Annotated in this window: 13 protein-coding genes and 3 pseudogenes; 11 read left to right on the top strand and 5 right to left on the bottom strand. The window is 53.7% G+C overall.

The genetic code is table 11. The annotated features are described in order from the left end of the window. The first annotated feature begins 48 nt into the window (after window positions 1–48). Window positions 49–483, top strand: coding sequence for an NfeD family protein (locus tag V3851_RS10960; RefSeq protein ID WP_331846564.1), 435 nt, complete (start codon window positions 49–51; stop codon window positions 481–483). Then, window positions 483–1418 carry an SPFH domain-containing protein gene (locus V3851_RS10955; protein WP_331846563.1) on the top strand — a complete coding sequence of 312 codons (936 nt, stop codon included), beginning with the start codon at window positions 483–485 and terminating at the stop codon, window positions 1416–1418. Before V3851_RS10960 ends, V3851_RS10955 begins: the two co-directional genes overlap by 1 nt. Before the next feature lie 84 nt (window positions 1419–1502). Here the strand turns inward: V3851_RS10955 and V3851_RS10950 are convergent, their stop codons facing one another. The 3 genes from V3851_RS10950 to V3851_RS10940 all read right to left on the bottom strand — a co-directional run bounded on the left by V3851_RS10950 (window position 1503) and on the right by V3851_RS10940 (window position 5325). Beyond that, complete coding sequence (locus tag V3851_RS10950; RefSeq protein WP_331846709.1) at window positions 1503–4088, bottom strand: glycosyl hydrolase; 2586 nt, start codon at window positions 4086–4088, stop codon at window positions 1503–1505. A gap of 268 nt (window positions 4089–4356) precedes the next feature. Continuing rightward, entirely contained in the window at window positions 4357–5037 is a 681-nt protein-coding gene (locus tag V3851_RS10945; RefSeq protein WP_331846562.1) for a PspA/IM30 family protein, read from the bottom strand. Between the two features lie 63 nt (window positions 5038–5100). Next, window positions 5101–5325, bottom strand: a complete 225-nt coding sequence (locus V3851_RS10940) for a PspC domain-containing protein (RefSeq protein WP_331846561.1) — start codon at window positions 5323–5325, stop codon at window positions 5101–5103. Window positions 5326–5563: 238 nt separating this feature from the next. On the opposite strand from V3851_RS10940, the pseudogene V3851_RS10935 reads away from it, so the two are divergent. The 5 genes and pseudogenes from V3851_RS10935 (at window position 5564) to V3851_RS10915 (ending at window position 9990) form a co-directional block, all read left to right on the top strand. Beyond that, window positions 5564–6141: pseudogene (locus V3851_RS10935) on the top strand (flavodoxin family protein). 87 nt (window positions 6142–6228) lie between these two features. After that, a pseudogene (locus V3851_RS10930) lies at window positions 6229–6583 on the top strand (LLM class flavin-dependent oxidoreductase); the annotation flags it as partial. Next, a pseudogene (locus V3851_RS10925) lies at window positions 6579–7034 on the top strand (ABC transporter permease); the annotation flags it as partial. The pseudogenes V3851_RS10930 and V3851_RS10925, both read left to right, overlap by 5 nt. A 996-nt stretch (window positions 7035–8030) precedes the next feature. Then, window positions 8031–8768 carry a glycerophosphodiester phosphodiesterase gene (locus V3851_RS10920; RefSeq protein WP_331846560.1) on the top strand — a complete coding sequence of 246 codons (738 nt, stop codon included), beginning with the start codon at window positions 8031–8033 and terminating at the stop codon, window positions 8766–8768. Between the two features lie 4 nt (window positions 8769–8772). Beyond that, window positions 8773–9990 (top strand): SLC45 family MFS transporter, encoded by a 1218-nt coding sequence (locus tag V3851_RS10915; protein WP_331846559.1) that lies wholly within the window; start codon window positions 8773–8775, stop codon window positions 9988–9990. 308 nt (window positions 9991–10298) lie between these two features. Here V3851_RS10915 and V3851_RS10910 read toward each other — a convergent pair whose 3' ends face one another. Together V3851_RS10910 and V3851_RS10905 are read right to left on the bottom strand one after the other, a co-directional pair. Further along, window positions 10299–11093, bottom strand: coding sequence for a YcnI family copper-binding membrane protein (locus V3851_RS10910; RefSeq protein WP_331846558.1), 795 nt, complete (start codon window positions 11091–11093; stop codon window positions 10299–10301). A gap of 45 nt (window positions 11094–11138) precedes the next feature. Then, a complete protein-coding gene (locus V3851_RS10905; protein ID WP_331846557.1) occupies window positions 11139–12848 on the bottom strand; it encodes a copper resistance protein CopC in 1710 nt (569 codons plus the stop codon). 253 nt (window positions 12849–13101) lie between these two features. Between V3851_RS10905 and V3851_RS10900 the strand changes: the two genes are divergently transcribed. The 4 genes from V3851_RS10900 (at window position 13102) to qoxC (ending at window position 18174) form a co-directional block, all read left to right on the top strand. Next, the gene (locus V3851_RS10900; RefSeq protein WP_331846556.1) at window positions 13102–14079 is read left to right on the top strand and encodes a diaminopimelate dehydrogenase; all 978 of its coding nucleotides are present in this window, start codon (window positions 13102–13104) and stop codon (window positions 14077–14079) included. A gap of 541 nt (window positions 14080–14620) precedes the next feature. Continuing rightward, entirely contained in the window at window positions 14621–15595 is a 975-nt protein-coding gene (gene qoxA, locus V3851_RS10895) for a cytochrome aa3 quinol oxidase subunit II (protein ID WP_331846555.1), read from the top strand. 42 nt (window positions 15596–15637) lie between these two features. Continuing rightward, window positions 15638–17581: a cytochrome aa3 quinol oxidase subunit I gene (gene qoxB, locus V3851_RS10890; protein WP_331846554.1), complete on the top strand. Its 1944-nt coding sequence runs from the start codon at window positions 15638–15640 to the stop codon at window positions 17579–17581. After that, complete coding sequence (gene qoxC, locus V3851_RS10885; protein WP_331846553.1) at window positions 17578–18174, top strand: cytochrome aa3 quinol oxidase subunit III; 597 nt, start codon at window positions 17578–17580, stop codon at window positions 18172–18174. The genes qoxB and qoxC overlap by 4 nt, the downstream gene beginning before the upstream one ends. Window positions 18175–18177: the final 3 nt, after the last annotated feature.

Raw genomic sequence — 18177 nt, 5'->3', positions numbered from 1 at the left:
TATTCCGTATATATAACTATAACGCGGAAAGGTGGTGCATCTACCAAGATGGATGCATGGGCGCTGTGGCTGATTGCCGCAGGAATTTTGCTGGTGCTGGAAATGATGACGCTGACATTTTACTTGCTTTGGCTCTGCATCGGAACCATAGCGGCGGCGATTATCGGCTGGATAGCCCCGGATGCGTATATCGCGCAGGTGCTGGTGGGCTGTCTGGTGGCGCTGGTGCTGACGATTTTCACCAAGCCGATTTCCAAGAGATTTCGCGCCGCCAAAGGATTCAAAGATACCGGTACCGAACTGATAGGAAGACAAGGAATTGTCGTCGAACCGATTGAAGAGGGGCAGTACGGTATTGTAAAAATCGGGGGTGACGCCTGGAGCGCCACGTCCGCTCAAACTCTGGCCAAAGATGAGCGGGTCCGGGTGCTCAGACGAAGCAGCACGATTATCGAAGTCGAACGATGGGAGGAATTTGTTTAATGCAATGGGCAATTGTCGCTATCATTGTTGTTGTCGTCGTCGTATTTATCTCGCTTACGGTGAAAATCGTACCGCAGCAGCGGGTCGGAGTCGTGGAACGGCTCGGTAAGTTCAACCGGCTGCTGACGCCGGGGCTGAATATTCTGATCCCGGTGATCGATCAGGTCCGTACGTATCACGATCTGCGGATTCAACAAGCGAATGTGCCGCCGCAAACGGTAATCACGAAGGATAACGTTCAGGTACAGATCGACACGATCATTTTCTATCAAGTCGTGGGTCCTGAGCAGGCAACTTACGGTATTTCCGATTATGTATACGGGGTACGCAATATTACAACCGCTACGCTGCGGCAAATTATCGGTAAGATGGAGCTGGACGAAACGTTGTCCGGCCGGGAAAAGATCTCGACTGATATCCGGATCGCGCTCGACGAAGCGACCGAGAAATGGGGCGTCCGGATCGAACGCGTCGAAGTCATTGACATCAAGCCGCCGCTCGATATTCAAGAAGCGATGGATAAGCAAATGAAGGCCGAGCGGAACAAACGGGCGATCGTGCTCGAAGCCGAAGCCGCGAAGCAGGATATGATCCTGCGCGCCGAAGGCGATAAGCAGAGCAAGATTCTGAGAGCGGAAGCCGATAAAGAAGCGCGCATCCGCGAAGCGGAAGGCTTGCGCCAAGCGCAGGAGCTGGAAGCGCTCGGGGAAGCCAAGGCGATCCAGGCGGTGGCGGAAGCCGAGAAAGCGCGGATCGAGATGCTGCGCAATGCGGCGCTCGACGAGAAGGTGCTGGCGTACCAGTCCTTCGAGGCGCTCAAGGAAGTCGCCAAAGGGCCGGCCAACAAAGTGTTCCTGCCTTCGAACGCGATCGAAACGCTTGGCAGCATTGGAGCGATCGGCGAGGTTTTCAAAGCCGGCAAAGAAGGCAAATAAATCGGTATCATTCATCAGCAAACGCCCGGGAAGGGAAACCTTTCCGGGCGTTTTTTCTGGCGCTAGCGCCTTTTTCTTAACTCCTTACGGCTCAATTCCCCATACAAGCTGACCGTTCATATATCCAGTAACCTGTTCATTGTTTGCGAACTGGCTGCCGGAGGACTTGAACGAGTAATCGTCGGCCTGGTTATAATTGGACCAGTCGGTTTTGGAGAACCGCGCTTGAACTTCTGCACTCTGGCCGGGATTAAGCGCTCCAGCCGAACTTGTAAAGCCGATTTCCAGTACATAATCGGCTCCGGCAACCGGAGTCTCCAGTTTCACGAAATTGCCGGTTACATTCGCATTCCCGATACTGGCCCAGTCGCACCAGAAATTCTGCGCTTTTTCCCCGTCGATCGTATAGTAATACCGCAGTTTTACATCACTTAACTGAATCGCCGAATCACCGTTGTTGATTACTTTGAATTTAGGCGAAATTCCGTTGGTGGAGGCGCTCGTGTTGCCGTTAAAAGCTTGGATCGTCAAGTCTCCCGCGGGAAGGGGAACACTGCTGTCCACTACATTTACAGTAAGGACGGCGTTATTTCCTCCGCTGAAGTGAAAGGTGACCGTGTTCTGGCCTAGCGGCAGCGTGGATAGATAGGATTTGCTCAGAACGACGGCGGCGCTTGATGCCGTATAATCCTGGCCGGAAGCGAGCGTATAATTTCCGTTCGTTAGGCTTGCAAGCTGGTGTCCGTTCAAGGTAAGGGAGACGGGAATACCCTGCTGCAAATTGGCCGCTTTATCAAATGCCGCGTTCACGGGCGAAATCGCAGCGCTCGGCGTTGAATCGACAATTTTGACTTTTAATACGGGATCTTGTCCTTGATTGAAATCAAAGACGATCGAATGCTCGCCAACCGATAGCCCGGCCAGGAATTCTTTTTTCAGCAGCAGCGTACTTCCGCTCAAGACATAATCCTGAGTCTCGGTCAATGCATTGGCGCCTGCCCGGAGAGCGGTTAACGTGTTGCCGTTTAAATTCACGGTTATGGTTTTGTCGCTTGGATTCGGCGCATATTTGTCAAACTCGATGCTTGTAGGTGTGATGGACGCGCTTGGGTTTGGATTCTCAACCGTTAAATCGGGCAGCTCATCCAAAGTGATGACATAATCGCTTTGATAAAGTGTTGTCAGGGTGGCCGGATAATTAAAGGCCGAACTCATGAGATGCTCGCCGTACCAAGGGCAGAAGTAGAGCCATCCCGCTTTTTCCTCCGTCAGATTCTGTACGCTCGGGACGGTGTCGTTCTCCGTCATGGCCACCATTTTTTTGCCGTCGGTTAAATTAACCAGCTGGTAGAAAATCGAGGTAATGGCATCCTCATTGGGGACGCCGGACAAACCGTCATAGCGGTTGTAGATCGTATTGTATTTATCGTAGCCGACAATATCCACCTGGTCGTCGCCGGGATACCATGCGGGGGAAGTGCTGTATACGTAGCTGTTGTAAGTCCAGATCAAGTTGTGCAAGCCGTATGTTTCCGTAAGCTCGGTATAGAGCAGATCCCATAGCTGCTTGTACACCTCCGCGCCCGCCGAAGCCCACCAGAACCACGCGCCTTCTCCATTCAACCCGCCGTTGCCCTCGGCCTCATGATAAGGACGGAAAATAACCGGTACATTGTTATCCTGCAAAATCTGCAGCTGTTCCGCCAAATCCTCAATAGTCATCATCACATACTGGTATTCCTTCGTTCCCGGAACCACCGCATTGGCCGTATTAAAATTGGTTTCCGTCGGCTTGTAGGTCGCGTCCTTCCAGTCCACAAACGCCCCAAGCTGATAGTTGGTGAAATTTCGCGGCACATTGATATGCCAACTGGCTGTCGCGATCCCGCCCCGATTATTCACCCAATCGATCACCCGATCGGTTGTACCGTCCTCCCAACCGTAGAGCGGATTATAGTTCATAAAATCGAAGCCGCGGATGGCCGGATACTTTCCGGTTAAATCGTAGATCCAGTCAAACTCCAATTCATAATTGCCGTTGTTTCCGCTTCCATAAATCTCCTGCTGGCCGGAAATGATATGGTTGCCGTAAACCTCCGTCAAATAATTCATCAAAATTTGAGTTTCCGGTGTGGCCTCGGGATCGGTGAGAACAGGCTGCACTTCCAGGGGATCAAGATCGGCATAATCCACGGTGAAGGTGTCAAAGTAAGCAAATCCCCAACCGGCCTTCACTTGGATAGTGTTGCTTCCTTGCGTCAGCTTATGAAAGCCAAAATCGAAATTCGACCAAGTCGTCGTATAGGGGAGCATATACGAACCCTTGGTAACGCCGTTAACGGTTAGATATTGAAGCCTGCCGTCCGGACTGAGCTCCTGCATATACCGGGTGGAGATCGAGTACATGCCGGTTTCCGGGACCGTCACCGTAAAAGTCATCGTGCCGGAATTCTGCATCCAGACAAATCCGCTCCCGGAGTATCCGGGCTTGGGTTGTCCGTAAATTTCAGTCGCCACTTGAAGATCGGAGGAGAGCTGGGTATTTTCACTTTCAATCGTGAAAAGTGCGGCGTCCGCATGAACGGGCGCTGTCGTCAACCCAAGCAGCAGCGTAAATACTAGAGTAGATGCCATTACAACCGCGCTTGCCCTTTTGAGCAAACTTCTCATCTTCATCAATCCCTTCCATGTAAAATTTGATAAATCCTTCGCAATCTATCAACTCATGGATGCGCTTTCAAAGTAAACATAGCATATGTGCCAAATTATGTAAATATATCAATATTAAAAATTTATAAGCTATGTTTTCCATATTGTCTACGTACTTCCATGTCCTACGGATTATATGAAAAATCAATTCGGAGTTTCTCTTATAAAAAATACACCCCGGCAAGAGCGCCATAAGTGCTCTGCTCGGGGTGTATTTAACGCGTTATATTTATTTGTCGCGCGATGCCAGTTGATCCTTCATCCGCTGCAGCTCCTCCGCGACGGCCGCGGAGTCCGAAGCGGACGCTCCTGTAAGAGGGCTGCCGCTTCCCGCCGTATAAGACCGGCCGGATACTTCTGCGCCGGCTTCCCATTCCAGAATCTTTTCCTCCATCCGCTCGAAGCCTTTAGCGGCGGCGCCATAGTCCAACCCGCGGCTGATGTTCGGCCGGTGCAACTGCTCGCTTTCTTCCACCTTGCGGGCCCGTGCGGCCAGCTCCTGGCGTTTTTGCTTGAGGCGCTCAAATTCCGCCTTTCCTTCCTCCAGCCGGATTTCCAACTCGGCCACCCGTTCCTTGGCTTCCGCCGCTTCCGCGGCATACTGGCCGGCTTGCTCTTCATAGCGGATTTTGGCAGCCGCGATCACGCGGGCTCCCGCTTCATCGCCGGCTTCCAAGGCGGCCAGCGCTTGAAGCTCGGATTGTTTGGCCGCTTGGGCGGCTTCTGCGCTTTTACGCTCGGCCACGCTTACGCCGATCCGCTGCTCGCGCAGCGCATTTTCCGCATTCCCCAAATCCTCTTCCAGGTTCCGTAAGTATTGGCCGGTCATCATCACCGGGTCCTCCAGCTTGTTTAGCATTTCGTGCAGACTGGCTTTCGTCAGATTGGCGATTCGGTTAAGTATACTCATTTTGATTCGCTCCTTTGGCTTAATGGATTGTATAATTGGAAAAACGGTCTAGTTGGCTGATCCTTAGAAGTTGGTAAACGGGTCGTCGAACCCGAAACCGCCGAGCGGTTCTTTCGGGACAATGATCGTGGCGATCAGGTACAGGGCGATGACGGTACCGAAGCTGCACAGCGCCGCTACGACCGCGATCAGCCGGACGACCGTGGCGTCGATCCCGAACCATTTGGCGATGCCGCCGCAAAGCCCGCTGATCTGTTTGTCGGTAGCCGAACGATATAGTTTTTTCATGAATCAACACTCGCTTTCTTTTTTATCTCGTGAATCATTTATTCATCCGTCGTTGATGTCTTCATTCTATCGCGTTCTTGGATTCGGCATAACAGGCCGGAGACGGTTTTTGAACTGGACCTTGGACCGGGAGGCGCACTCGCCAGAAGGCCGGGTGATGCATAAATATACAGAGTGGACGTATAACAGTAAAGAGTCCTGCCGGTTAAACAACAACTCATTGAAAGGGAGTGCGAGGATGGGAATTCTGGTTTTGCAAGGGAGCACAAGAGAGCAAGGCAATACGGAGCAGCTGACGAAGCTGGTGCTGGAGGGTATACCGCATAAGGAAATTTTGCTGCGGGACAAAACGATTTTGCCGATTTGCGATCAGCGCCATACGGAAGGCGGGTTTGACCCCGTCGACGACGATTATGAGGAAGTGATCCGCGAGGTCCTGCAGCATGAGGTGCTTGTGTTTGCCACGCCCGTTTATTGGTACACTATGTCGGGGATTATGAAAAATTTCATCGACCGCTGGTCGCAAAGTCTCCGGGAGGATGCATATGACTTCAAGGGCTCGATGGCGCAAAAAAAGCCTACGTCCTTGTTGTGGGCGGGGATAACCCGCGGATCAAAGCGTTGCCGCTGATTCAGCAGCTTAAGTATACGTTCGATTTCGTGGGCCTGTCTTTCGAGGGGTATGTGATCGGGAAAGCGAGCAAGCCCGGCGAATTGTCGAACGATTCCAGAGCGATCCGCGAAGCGGGCTGGCTGAACGGCGAGCTGCTGCAATTGACGAAATACAGCGATCACAAGTTGGGCATAGGAGGTTGACAGGTACCGGATAACCGTACATGATATCGGTCAACCGGAGACAATCGCTAGCCTTAGGGCTCGCGGCGGTCTCCGGTTTTTATTTTAATCAGGGAGGTTGGGGAGCATGGCACAAATGAAGAAATTCAATTTGGTTGGTTTATTCCGACGACGGTAGGCGGCAAGCATATCGGGGTGAAGCCCGGGCGGGAATCGACCCTGGATTATATGATCCGGGTAGCGCAAACCGCGGAGCGCGCGGGCTTTGAATTGCGCTCATTCCCACCGGCAACAATTGCATCGACGCCTGGATTGTCGGATCGGCGCTGGCCGCGGCGACGACGACGCTGAAGCCGCTGGTCGCGATGCGGCCCGGACTGATCGCCCCGGTGCCGGCTGCGCGGATGGGCGCCTCGCTGACCAAATCTCCGGGGGCAGGGCCCTGATTAATGTCGTGACCGGCGGTTATCCGGACGCCGCTGTTCATCCTCTGGTTCGGAATCGGCGGAACGTCGAAAATTTTGCTGATCGTGCTGGGCGCTTTTTATCCGCTGTATGTAAATACGTTCCTCGGCATTCGCGGCGTGGACCGGAAGCTGTTTGAAGTGGCGCGGGTATTGGAGTTCAGCCGCTGGAAGCAAATTCGCCTGGTGATTCTGCCGGGGGCGATGCCGAATGTGCTGCTGGGTGTTCGCCTGTCGCTCGGCTTGTCTTGGCTCGGTCTGGTGGTCGCGGAGATGATGGGCTCCAGCTCGGGCGTCGGCTATCTGATTCAGGATGCGCGGCAATTCTCGATCATTACGATCGTGTTTGTGGGGATCGCAATGTTTGCCCTGGTCGGCAAGCTGTCGGATTCCCTGGTCCGCTGGCTGGCGAAACGGCTGCTCAAATGGCGGGAAAGCTACTCGGGATAGTATATTTGTTCAAGAGTATTTGGATTTGCCCCTGCCTGCGTGGGAGGTCTTTCGGAGTAAAGACGCCGCGCCGTGCGGGGGCTTTTGTGCTTTTGTATGAAAAGCCTTGGTTCGAATGAATCTCACCCGTTTCGTTCTTCTAACGAACCGTAGAAACGCTATCCGCCCTAAATCGGGCGAGTTGAAGCGCTAAGGAACTCCAGCAGCCTTATTGGAACAAAATCGACGCGAATTCCGGTATTTTGTTCCAATAAGAGTTTCTGGGTTCGTTACATTTCCGGGAGCCTTCATAAAGTCGAATTAACGCTTCCTGGGTTCGTTAGCGGGGAAAGGGTGCGGCTAACCAAAGGCTGACGGACGTTGAACCGACTCTTAGGCAAAACTAATAACCAAAACGCTCAACAATGGTTCAACAGAGTGGTTGATCCTCAACAATACCAATAGTGCCAACAATGCTCAACAGGGCTCATTAATGCTTAACACTGCCAAAAATGCGGTGCACAACACTGCTCAACAACACCTAACAAAAAATTAACCGATGCTCGAACCTGTTTCTCAATGGCGCTCAATAATACTCAAAAACGCTCAATGGACATTCGTCCCACTCAACTAATATTTGACGCCCGAGGGACAATCAAGTAATGCTCAAGTACCGCATAATCCACCGCTTAAATGAACTCGAACGACACTCAACAATGCCCCCACCCCCCCAAGCAGACACTTAAGCAACGCATCCGACGCTCAAGCAAGGCTCAAATAACACATGGACAACACTCATCAACGCCCGACGCTCAAGCAAATGTCCAACCAGCGTTCATCAAAACACCCCGCACCAAGTGAGCAAACGAGTGGGTTATTATGGCGTCGAGGAAGGCATGTTCCAGGCCTGCTTTTTATATTGTATTAACATAGAAGGATTATAATGGGGTAATGGATAATATTAAATTTTAACAACCTTCGCAATATAAAACCCACTGTTTAAGGAGGAGCTTCCCATTGCCTAACCTCATTAATTTCGCGCACCGCGGCGCGTCGGGCTGCTGTCCGGAAAATACGATCGCCGCGTTTGCCCGCGCCCTGGAGCTTGGCGCCACAGGAATCGAAACCGATGTGCAAATGACGAAGGACGGACATCTCGTGCTGATCCACGACGAAACCCTGCAACGTACGGCGGGGACGCCGGAGTGGGTGAAGGACTTGACGCTGGACGAAGTCGCTTCCAGGGAGGTCGGCTCCTCGTTCCATGAGGAGTTCAGAGGGGAAAAAATCCCGACGCTGGACGAATTGTTGAAGCTTGTGAAGGGCCGGGATACGATCGTTAATTTGGAATTGAAAAACGGACTAGTCCAGTATCCCGAGCTGGAGCGCAAAGTCATTGAGACAATCAAACATTACGGGATGGAGGAGCGCGTCATCATCTCCAGCTTCAATCATTACTCTTTGGCGGACTGTAAAAAGATCGCTCCGGAAATCCGCACCGGCATTTTGTATATGGAGGGGCTGTACGAGCCTTGGGAATATGCCAAGCGGATCGGTGCGGATGCGCTGCATGCTTTTCAGTACGCGGTCCGGCCCGAGTTCGTTGCCGCCGCAGGCGCGCAGGGGATTGTATACCACCCGTTTACCGTGAACGAGAAAAAAGAGATGGCCGCCTTGATTCAAGCCGGAGTGGCGGGAATCATCACCGATTACCCGGACCGGCTGAATGAACTGCTGTCCGAACAGGGAGCGTGACCGGATGAAGAAAACATGGCTGCTGGGGCTCGGCTTTTTCAGCATCAGCTTGACCTGGGCGCTGTATAACGCCTTCGTACCGCTATTTTTGGAGAATTACTTAAAAAGCGCGGCCCTGATCGGGTTTATGATGACGATCGACAACTATTTCGCGATGTTTCTGCAGCCATGGATCGGTCACCGGAGCGACAAGACAGTCACCAAATACGGCAGACGGATGCCGTATCTGCTTATCGGCATGCCGCTCGGCGCGGTTTTTGCCACGTTGATCCCTCTGCACACAGGCTTTATCACCCTGGTATTATTCATGATGTTAATGAATTTATCGATGAGCCTGTTCCGCGCGCCGACGGTGGCGCTCATGCCGGATATCACCCCGGAAAAGAACCGGACAAGAGCCAACGGCATCATCAATTTCATGGGCGGCATCGGCTCGGTGCTGGCGTTCGGCATCGGTTCCCGGCTTTACGATATCGGCTCTTACATGCCGTTTCTGTTTGCGGGAGTCGTTATGCTGGCCTCGATGTTCATTCTTAAGGCGGTGATCAAAGAGCCGGTAACGCTCGAAAACCGGTTGGAAGCGGAGCCGCAGCCGCAGCGCCGCCCCGTACGGATCAAGGAGCAGCTAGACAGAACGACGTTGTTTATTCTGGGGGCGATCTTTTTCTGGTTCGTGGCTTATCAGGGGGTCGAGGCGCTTTTTACGCTGTACGGTACGAATCATCTGGGGATGAGCGACAGCGAAGCGTCGTTCTCGCTCACTTTCTTCTCGCTGGCGTTTCTCGCGTTTGCGCTGCCGAGCGGGTGGCTCGGGGCAAAATTCGGCAAAAAAAGAATCATTCTGATCGGCGTGTGCGGGCTGTTTCTCATCTTCGGCTCGGCGGCATTCGTCGAATCGCTGCCGGTACTCCGGCTGCTGCTGATCGTCGGCGGCGTTTTCTGGGCTTGCATCAATATCAACTCGTATCCCTGGGTCATATCGACCGGCACGGAAGAGAGCATCGGTACGCGTACCGGGATATACTATTTCGTCTCCTCGATCGCAGCGATCGTCTCTCCGCCGCTGCTCGGCTGGGTGATCGACGTGTTCGGATACCGGGCGCTGTTCATCAGCGCGTCGGCCGGACTATTGCTGGCGCTGCTGTGCCTGCTCGGCGCTTCCTCCAAGGACAGGACGGCGGATGGGGGGCCGCTGGACAAAACACCGGCCGCCATGGAGTAAGCAAGGGGAGCGCGGGAAAGGAAAGCGAAAAAACCTCCGGAAAGAGGCTGTTTCAAGGACAGCCTTACTTCCGGAGGTTTTTGTTTAACTGGATTTCCTCCAGTTAATTTGCGCAGCTTTGCTTCTGCCGGCGATTTAGCTGGAAAACCTCCAGCTAAATCGGCGGAAATAGCCAAGTTTCCGCTTTGGCGAGGCAATTAGCTGTAGGTTTTCCAGTTAATTTGGCCGATTTGAGAAATTGGCGCAAATTAACTGGAGGTTTTACAGCTAACGCGAACGGGCTCGGGGTCGCGGGAGCGCGGAAACGGTTAAGACGCTCTTCTTTTCGAGCGAATCGCGCTCCACAGCGCCGCCAGGGAGACAAGCAGCGCGGCAATGGAAACGACGAGCGCCGCAGTTCCGACCGCGGAACCGCCCCCGTCGGCGTTCTCCGCCTCGCCCGCAGCAGCGCCCGATGCGGCCTGGTCCCCGGCGGCATCGGCGGCTCCGCCGCCGTCCGCCCCGGTTCCGGCGCCATCGCTAGCGCCGGTGTCCGGCGCGGTCGCGGACCCGTTCCCTGCGTCGGTGTCGTGCCCTTGACCGGCGTCATGACCCGCCGCCCCGGCACCTTCCGCGCCTGCTGCCGCGTCGGCGCTCACTTCCGTGATGGAATGCGGGGTAGCCGAGCCTTCCTCGCCGCTCCATTCCACGATGCTGCCGTCGCTATAATACTGGAACGCGTCCCAGGCAAGCGCCGCTTCCGCGTCCGGGTTCTTGGCGACGAATTCGAATTGCTGGAATTCGCCCGGACCGATGCCGTCGCCCTCGGACGACCAGGTGACGACGGTGACCCGTCCGGAGTCGTCCTTGGTCAGTTCCACCTTCCAATCCGGGACCGGCCGGTATTGTTTGAAATCCAGACCCTCCGGCATTTTGAGGGACACTTTAACGGTGGGAATGTCTTTCTCCACCGGAATCTTAATGCTGTAGGTTTCCCAAGCGCCGGGAGCGGAGGCACCGGGATTGACGGTAACGTGCGCGCTGGCGATGCCGCCGAACAACAGCAGTCCGGCTGCAGCGGCGGAACAAAACGCGGTCATGCGGGAAATAAATTTTCGCATCATTTCAAATCCTTTCTTTATGCATAATGGTTTATAAAATGGATTGCTTTATGAAGAATTGCCTACCTCAAGCGTAAAGTCATGGTCGAGGGAGTCCAGCGATTCCAGCAGAATATGGACATGGACATTCCATTCCCCGCCCATCGTAATCAGGCCCTCGGCTTCCGGCTTGCCGCCGCCGCCCGGCAAAATCACCTCGATGACGCCCATATCCATTTCGTTGGAAGTTAGGCTCAGGGTAACCTGTTCGATATTAGCCGCAGGCGTACCGTCCTGGTTGACCACTCCGAGGCTGAAGAGATTCTTGCCGACCGTGTTCGGACTTACGTCAAGCGTGATCCGGTAGCCTTGAACCTCCGCCTCCATACGGCCCGGTTCGGGGCCGGACGAGGGGGCGGTGGGCAGATTGGCCAGCAAGGCGGCCAGCGCCAACACGACAAGGCCGAGGATAAACTCGGTCCATGCGCCGCGCCCCAAGGGCCGGGAACGTCTTCGGCCGTGAATAAAGCCCGAGACGCCCAATCCCAGCATGCACAGGAACAGCGCGATTTTACACAGCAGTACAATTCCATATCCGGTGTGGAAAAGAGCATCAAACGACGGGATATGGACTAAAGCGCCATAAATGCCCGAGATCAGCAGCAGGGTTACACTTCCGGCGGCCAGCAGGGAAAACCGGCGAATCGCTTCCCAGTAAGCCTTCGGCCTGCCCCCTGTTTCGGGGTCCGTTCCCGCTGCGGCGGGCAGCAGGAAAATTACCGCCAGCAGGCCGCCGAGCCATAAGGCGGACGCCGATAGATGGACGTAATCCGCCGCGATGGCGAGGCTTTTCACTTCCGCTGCGGCCGCGTGGCCGATAAACGCTTTCGAGAGGAAAAGCCCTTGGCCCACCGCCAAAGCGGCTGCGGCGGCATAACGGTGGATCTTCCCAAACCCCGGCTCCGCCTGATTGGCTCCGGGACGCTTCAGAATTACCGCCGTCGCTGCCGCCAGGAGCAAGAGCAGCAAAACCTGCGCTTTCCAGACGGTGCCGAAGCCGGTGTGCTGCAGCGTTTCCCGCAGCAGCTCCCCATTCCAGGCCTGCGCCCAAGTCGTCCCCGCGTTGTCGGCGGTTTGCTGCGGCAAACTTCCCAGAACGGCAGCGACTGTGAGCGCAAGACCGAGCAGGATGGCCCATTTGCTGCGGGAAGGAAGACCGCTATCCCCGGATCTGCTGCTGCGCGGCAGCAAGATCAGGTGGAGGATCAGCACCCCGGAGAAGAGGGTCATCCCCGCGTACCACAGCCAGCGTACCAGCAGCAGATCCGCGCCCGGCGCAGCCGCCGGTTCCACGGAAGAGCCGGGCTGAACGTCAGGGGAGCCCCCGCTTGCGCCGATTTGGAACAGGAGCGTTCCCGTCACGGGATGACCGTCGCTGGAAACCACCTTCCATTTGACGGTATACGCCCCCTCCGGCAAATCCGGCTTCAGGCCCGCCACCAGCTTGTCCGGGTGGCCGGGATCGATCGCCGCATCGCCCAGGTCGGCCCGCTCGCCCGCGGGACCAAGCACCGATAAGGAGAAGAAAGCCGGTTCAACCGCTTCATTAAACTGGATAAAGAGCGAAGAGGGCGCTTTGTCCAGCACCTCGTCCGCCGCTGGGGATGAGGCGACGATATAAGCGTGGGCGGACGCCTGCTTGGTTGGCGGAAAAAGCAGGAGCGCACAAAATACAACGAAAACGAAGATGAGATATATTTTTCGATTTTTTCGCAGCACCAAAAGCATTACCCTATTAATTAATTGCAATGACATTTTTCACATTCAACACTATTTTACAATTATTATCTCCGCTTGAGAAAGCCGAAACTGTTAAAATGACCAAAAAAGCATCCTGGTATGTCTAAACTGTGAAGAATCCTGCGGTTCTCTTGAAAGTAAATTTATTAGTTCACTTGGAATGAGAGGTATTTTAAAAATCACTGCACTGCGTTAAAATGTAAAACAGAGTTTAAAGAAGGAGGACGAAAGAGTGCCATCAAACATCAAAGTAGGTATCGTCGGGTACGGGAATTTGGGTCGCGGCGTGGAAAAGGCGATTAAGCAAAATTCCGATATCGAGCTGGTTGCGGTATTTTCGAGAAGACAGCCGAGCGATGTGGCGGCCGCAAGCGGCGTCGTTCATATTTCCGAAGTGGAAAAATATAAAGGTGAGATCGATGTAATGATCCTTTGCGGGGGATCGGCCACCGACCTGCCCGAGCAAGGTCCCGAGCTGGCGGCGTTGTTCAATACGGTCGACAGCTTCGACACCCATGCGAAGATCCCGGAATATTTCGAGCGGGTCAACGCGGCGGCCGAAAAAGGCGGCAATGTCAGCGTCATTTCGACCGGCTGGGATCCCGGATTGTTTTCGCTGAATCGTCTGCTTGGCGAAGCTATTTTGCCGGAGGGCAAGGAATATACGTTTTGGGGCAAAGGCGTAAGCCAAGGTCATTCCGATGCGATCCGGCGTGTGCCGGGCGTCAAAAACGGGGTTCAATATACGATTCCGGTGGAGTCGGCGGTTGAACGCGTCCGCGGCGGAGAGAATCCGGAGCTGACCACGAAGGAGAAGCACCTGCGCGAATGCTACGTGGTGGCCGAAGAGGGCGCCGATCTGAAGCGGATTGAAAACGAGATTAAGGAAATGCCGAACTACTTCGCCGATTACGAAACAACCGTTCATTTCATTAGCGAAGACGAATTGAAGCAGAACCATTCGGCCATGCCGCACGGCGGCACCGTGCTCCGCAGCGGCGTGACCGGGGAAAACAGCACGCAAATCATCGAATTCGGGCTTAAGCTCGACAGCAACCCGGAATTTACGGCCAGCGTGCTGGTCGCTTATGCCCGCGCGGCGTACAAGCTTTCCAAAGCGGGGCAATCCGGTGCGAAGACCGTGTTCGACATTCCGTTCGGATTGCTGTCGCCGAAATCTCCGGAACAGCTTCGCAAAGAATTGCTGTAACACCTGAAGCCGAAGTCTTCGATTAGGCTGATGCCAAGAGTCGTCCCGACCTAGAAAGCGGGGCGGCTCTTTTTTAACTTGAGGAAAATATGAAAATAGTATGAAATATGATTCATAGAGCGCCCGCAGGGGTGCTTTTTTATTATGACCTATATAACCCGACCGAGGAGAGAGGATATCTTTGAACCGTGAAAGAAGAGAATCTATTATTCTTATTTAGATAAGTATGTGATAATAATCACGATTAATGAAAATTATTATGACAATTCTGCGAACTTCGTCATTTGTGACGCGCATTGTGAACAATTATCAAAATCGGTGTTTTTGGACGAATTTGAGCGAATATGAGCTTAGATCGGGATTTCATGTGGCAAAAGATAGGGTAAACCGTAAAATAAATGTAAAATAATTGAAAATATACCTATCTCTATGAATTGTTATTGATTGCGGGCTTCCTTAACATAATTATTGAATGTTTTCAATAAAAGAAATCATCTCGGACGTTTGAGGTTGACATTAAGAAAGGGGTATCGGAAATCTTATGAAAAGGAAAGGATTGCTGTTTGCTGTTTTTTCAGCGTTTCTTGTCCTGCTGACCGGCTGTGACTCTTTGACCGTACTTAACCCGAAGGGTCCGGTGGCCAAGACACAATCGGACGTCATTATTTTCTCTATGCTGGTAATGGCGTTGATTCTGCTGGTCGTTTATGTATTGTACGTTTATATGCTTTCCAAATACCGCGCCTCCAAAGCGGCTCCGGATTATGAACCGCCGCATGTGGAAGGAAGCAAGTGGCTGGAATTCACCTGGATCGCCATTCCGGTCATTATCGTGGCCGTGTTGTCGGTCGTGACCGTCCGCAGTACTTCTGCGGTAGAGTCGGTGGCGAAAGGTTATGAAGACCAGAAACCGCTCGTCATTTATGCCGCGTCTTCCAACTGGAAATGGCATTTCAGCTATCCGGAGGAAGGGATTGAGACCGTCAACTATGTCAACATCCCGACGAATCGCCCGGTTGAGTTCCGGCTCTATTCGTACGGACCGATCACCAGCTTCTGGGTTCCTCAGCTTGGCGGGCAAAAATACGCCATGAGCGATATGGTAAATAAGCTCAATCTGGTAGCCGAGCATGAGGGCTCTTACATGGGTAAAAACTCCAACTTCTCTGGCGAAGGCTTCGCGCATATGGAATTTGAAGCATTGGCGATGTCCCCTGCGGACTACGAGGAATGGGTGAATGAAGTGAAGTCCACGGCCTCGGAGCTGACGGAGCAGGAATTCGATTCCCTGCTTGAAGAAGGCGTTGTCGGCAGAAAAACTTATAGTTCCACGCATCTTGACTTCGCTCCGGCTCCCGAAGGGGAAAATGCCGGACATCAACACGGCGGTTCTGAAGCCGTGGATACAAATTCGGAATCCGGCGAGACGGACCACTCCGAAATGGATCATTCCGAAATGGACCACTCCGGAATGGACATGGAATCAAGTGAAACCGGCGCGGAAGCGGCGGAGTAACAAACGTACGGCAACTAAAGAAACGAAGGGAGTATGCTTGACATGAAATGGGACGAATTTTTCGTCACTGGCGAGCCGATGATTTACGCCGCGATGGTCTCCATCGTTGTCGCATCGCTCGCGATCGTCATCGGCCTGACCTATTTTAAAAAGTGGGGCTACTTGTGGCGCGAATGGTTGACCACCGTCGACCATAAACGCATCGGTATCATGTATATTATCTGCGCTTTGCTGATGCTGTTCCGCGGCGGCGTCGATGCGCTCCTGATGCGGGCGCAACTGGCCGTTCCGGAGAACGGATTGCTTGACGCGCAGCATTATAACGAGATTTTCACGACCCATGGGGTCATCATGATTTTGTTTATGGCGATGCCGTTTATTATCGGTTTGATGAACGTGGTCGTGCCGCTGCAAATCGGCGCGCGCGACGTGGCGTTCCCTCGCCTGAACGCCGTCAGCTTCTGGCTGTTCTTCGCCGGAGCGATGCTGTTTAACATCTCTTTCGTCATCGGGGGCTCCCCGGACGCCGGCTGGACGGCATATTTCCCGCTGGCGAGCCTGGAGTTCAGCCCGACGGTAGGGAATAACTACTATTCTATCGCGATTCAGATTGCCGGTATCGGTACCTTGATGACCGGGGTCAACTTCGTCGCCACGATTTTGAAAATGCGTGCGCCGGGAATGACGCTGTTCAAGATGCCGATGTTTACCTGGTCGATCCTGATCACTTCGATCATTATTATGTTCGCTTTCCCGGTTCTGACCGTGGCGCTGGCGCTGATGATGTTCGACCGGCTGTTCGGCACGCAATTCTTTACGATGGCGAACGGCGGGATGGATATGCTGTGGGCCAACCTGTTCTGGGTTTGGGGCCATCCGGAAGTATATATCGTTATCCTGCCTGCGTTCGGGATTTACAGTGAAGTGATCTCGACGTTCGCACGCAAGAACTTGTACGGTTATAAATCGATGGTATGGAGTATGATCACCATCTCGCTGCTGTCCTTTGTCGTATGGGCGCATCACTTCTATACGATGGGTCACGGGGTAATGGTGAACGGGGTGTTCTCGATCACGACCATGGCGATCGCGGTGCCTACGGGCGTCAAGATATTCAACTGGCTGCTTACGCTGCATAAAGGCCGAATCGAGTTCACGACACCGATGCTGTACTCGCTGGCGTTTATTCCGATCTTTACGATCGGCGGCGTTACCGGCGTCATGCTCGCGATGGCGAGCGCCGATTACCAGTACCACAACACGATGTTCCTGGTGGCGCACTTCCACTATGTGCTTATCCCAGGTACAGTATTTGCGGTTATCGCAGGTTTCTATTACTGGTTCCCGAAACTGTTCGGGTTCCGTCTCAACGAGCGCCAGGGCAAGCTGGCCTTCTGGATCATTGCGATCAGCTTCAACGTGACGTTCCTGCCGCTGTTCTTCCTCGGTCTCAAAGGGATGACGCGCCGGATGTACACGTACTCGGAAAGCTCGGGCTTCGGTCCGCTGAACATGATTGCCTCGATCGGGGCGGTCGGTCTGGCCATCGGATTTATCGTTCTCGTATACAACATTTACTGGAGCTTCCGTTATGCTCCTAGAGATAAGACGGGCGACCCGTGGAACGCGCGCACCTTGGAATGGAGCACGCACAGCCCGGTTCCGGAATACAACTTCGCGGTTGTGCCGAAGGTACACGGACTGGATCCGTTCTGGGAAGCCAAGAAAGGCGGGCAACCGCTGTTCGAGGGCAAGATCGAAGAGATTCATATGCCGAACAACAGCGGCCAGCCGATTATTCTGGGTATCATATTCTTCTTCTTCGGATTCTTCATGGTGTTCAGCTGGTGGATTCCGGCCATCGTCGCCGGTATCGGCATCGTGGTTATGCTGGCGGTCCGTTCGTTCGAACGCGACCACGGACGGCATATCCCGGTCAAGGAAATTATGGAGACCGAGTCGAAATTGCGGGGTGAACAGGCATGAAATTAGATCATACGCTGCCGCTGGAATATCGTTCGGAAGAGAACAGTAATCGTATTTTCGGCTTCTGGCTGTTCCTTGGGGCGGAAATCGTTCTGTTCGCGACACTCTTCGCCGTGTACTTTGCGCTTTGGAATCGTACCGGCAACGGCCCGGCGGGGCACGAAATTTTTGAAATCGGACCGGTCATGATCGAAACGTTCCTGCTGCTGACCAGCAGCTTTACGATCGGCCTGATGATCAACAGTATGCGTCAAGGCATGAAGAAGCCGGCAATGGTGTTCTTTGCGATTACGCTTTTGCTGGGCCTCGGGTTCCTTGGAGTGGAAATCACCGAGTTCGTCACCTATGTCCATGAAGGGGCGACAATTCAGACGAGCGCCTTCCTGTCCAGCTTGTTCGTGCTGCTCGGGACGCACGGCGCCCACGTAACGATGGGCTTGCTGTGGGGCATCGGTTTGATGATCCAAATCGGGCGCGAGGGCTTTACGCTCGATACGGCGAATAAATCGTTTATTTTCTCGCTGTACTGGCACTTCCTCGACGTTGTCTGGATCTTTATCTTCAGCTTTGTATATTTGAAAGGACTGATGTGACAT

The sequence above is a fragment of the Paenibacillus haidiansis genome, from assembly GCF_036553665.1.
In the GTDB taxonomy this organism is placed as follows: domain Bacteria; phylum Bacillota; class Bacilli; order Paenibacillales; family Paenibacillaceae; genus Fontibacillus; species Fontibacillus haidiansis.
This window is presented reverse-complemented; position numbering and strand designations above follow the sequence as displayed.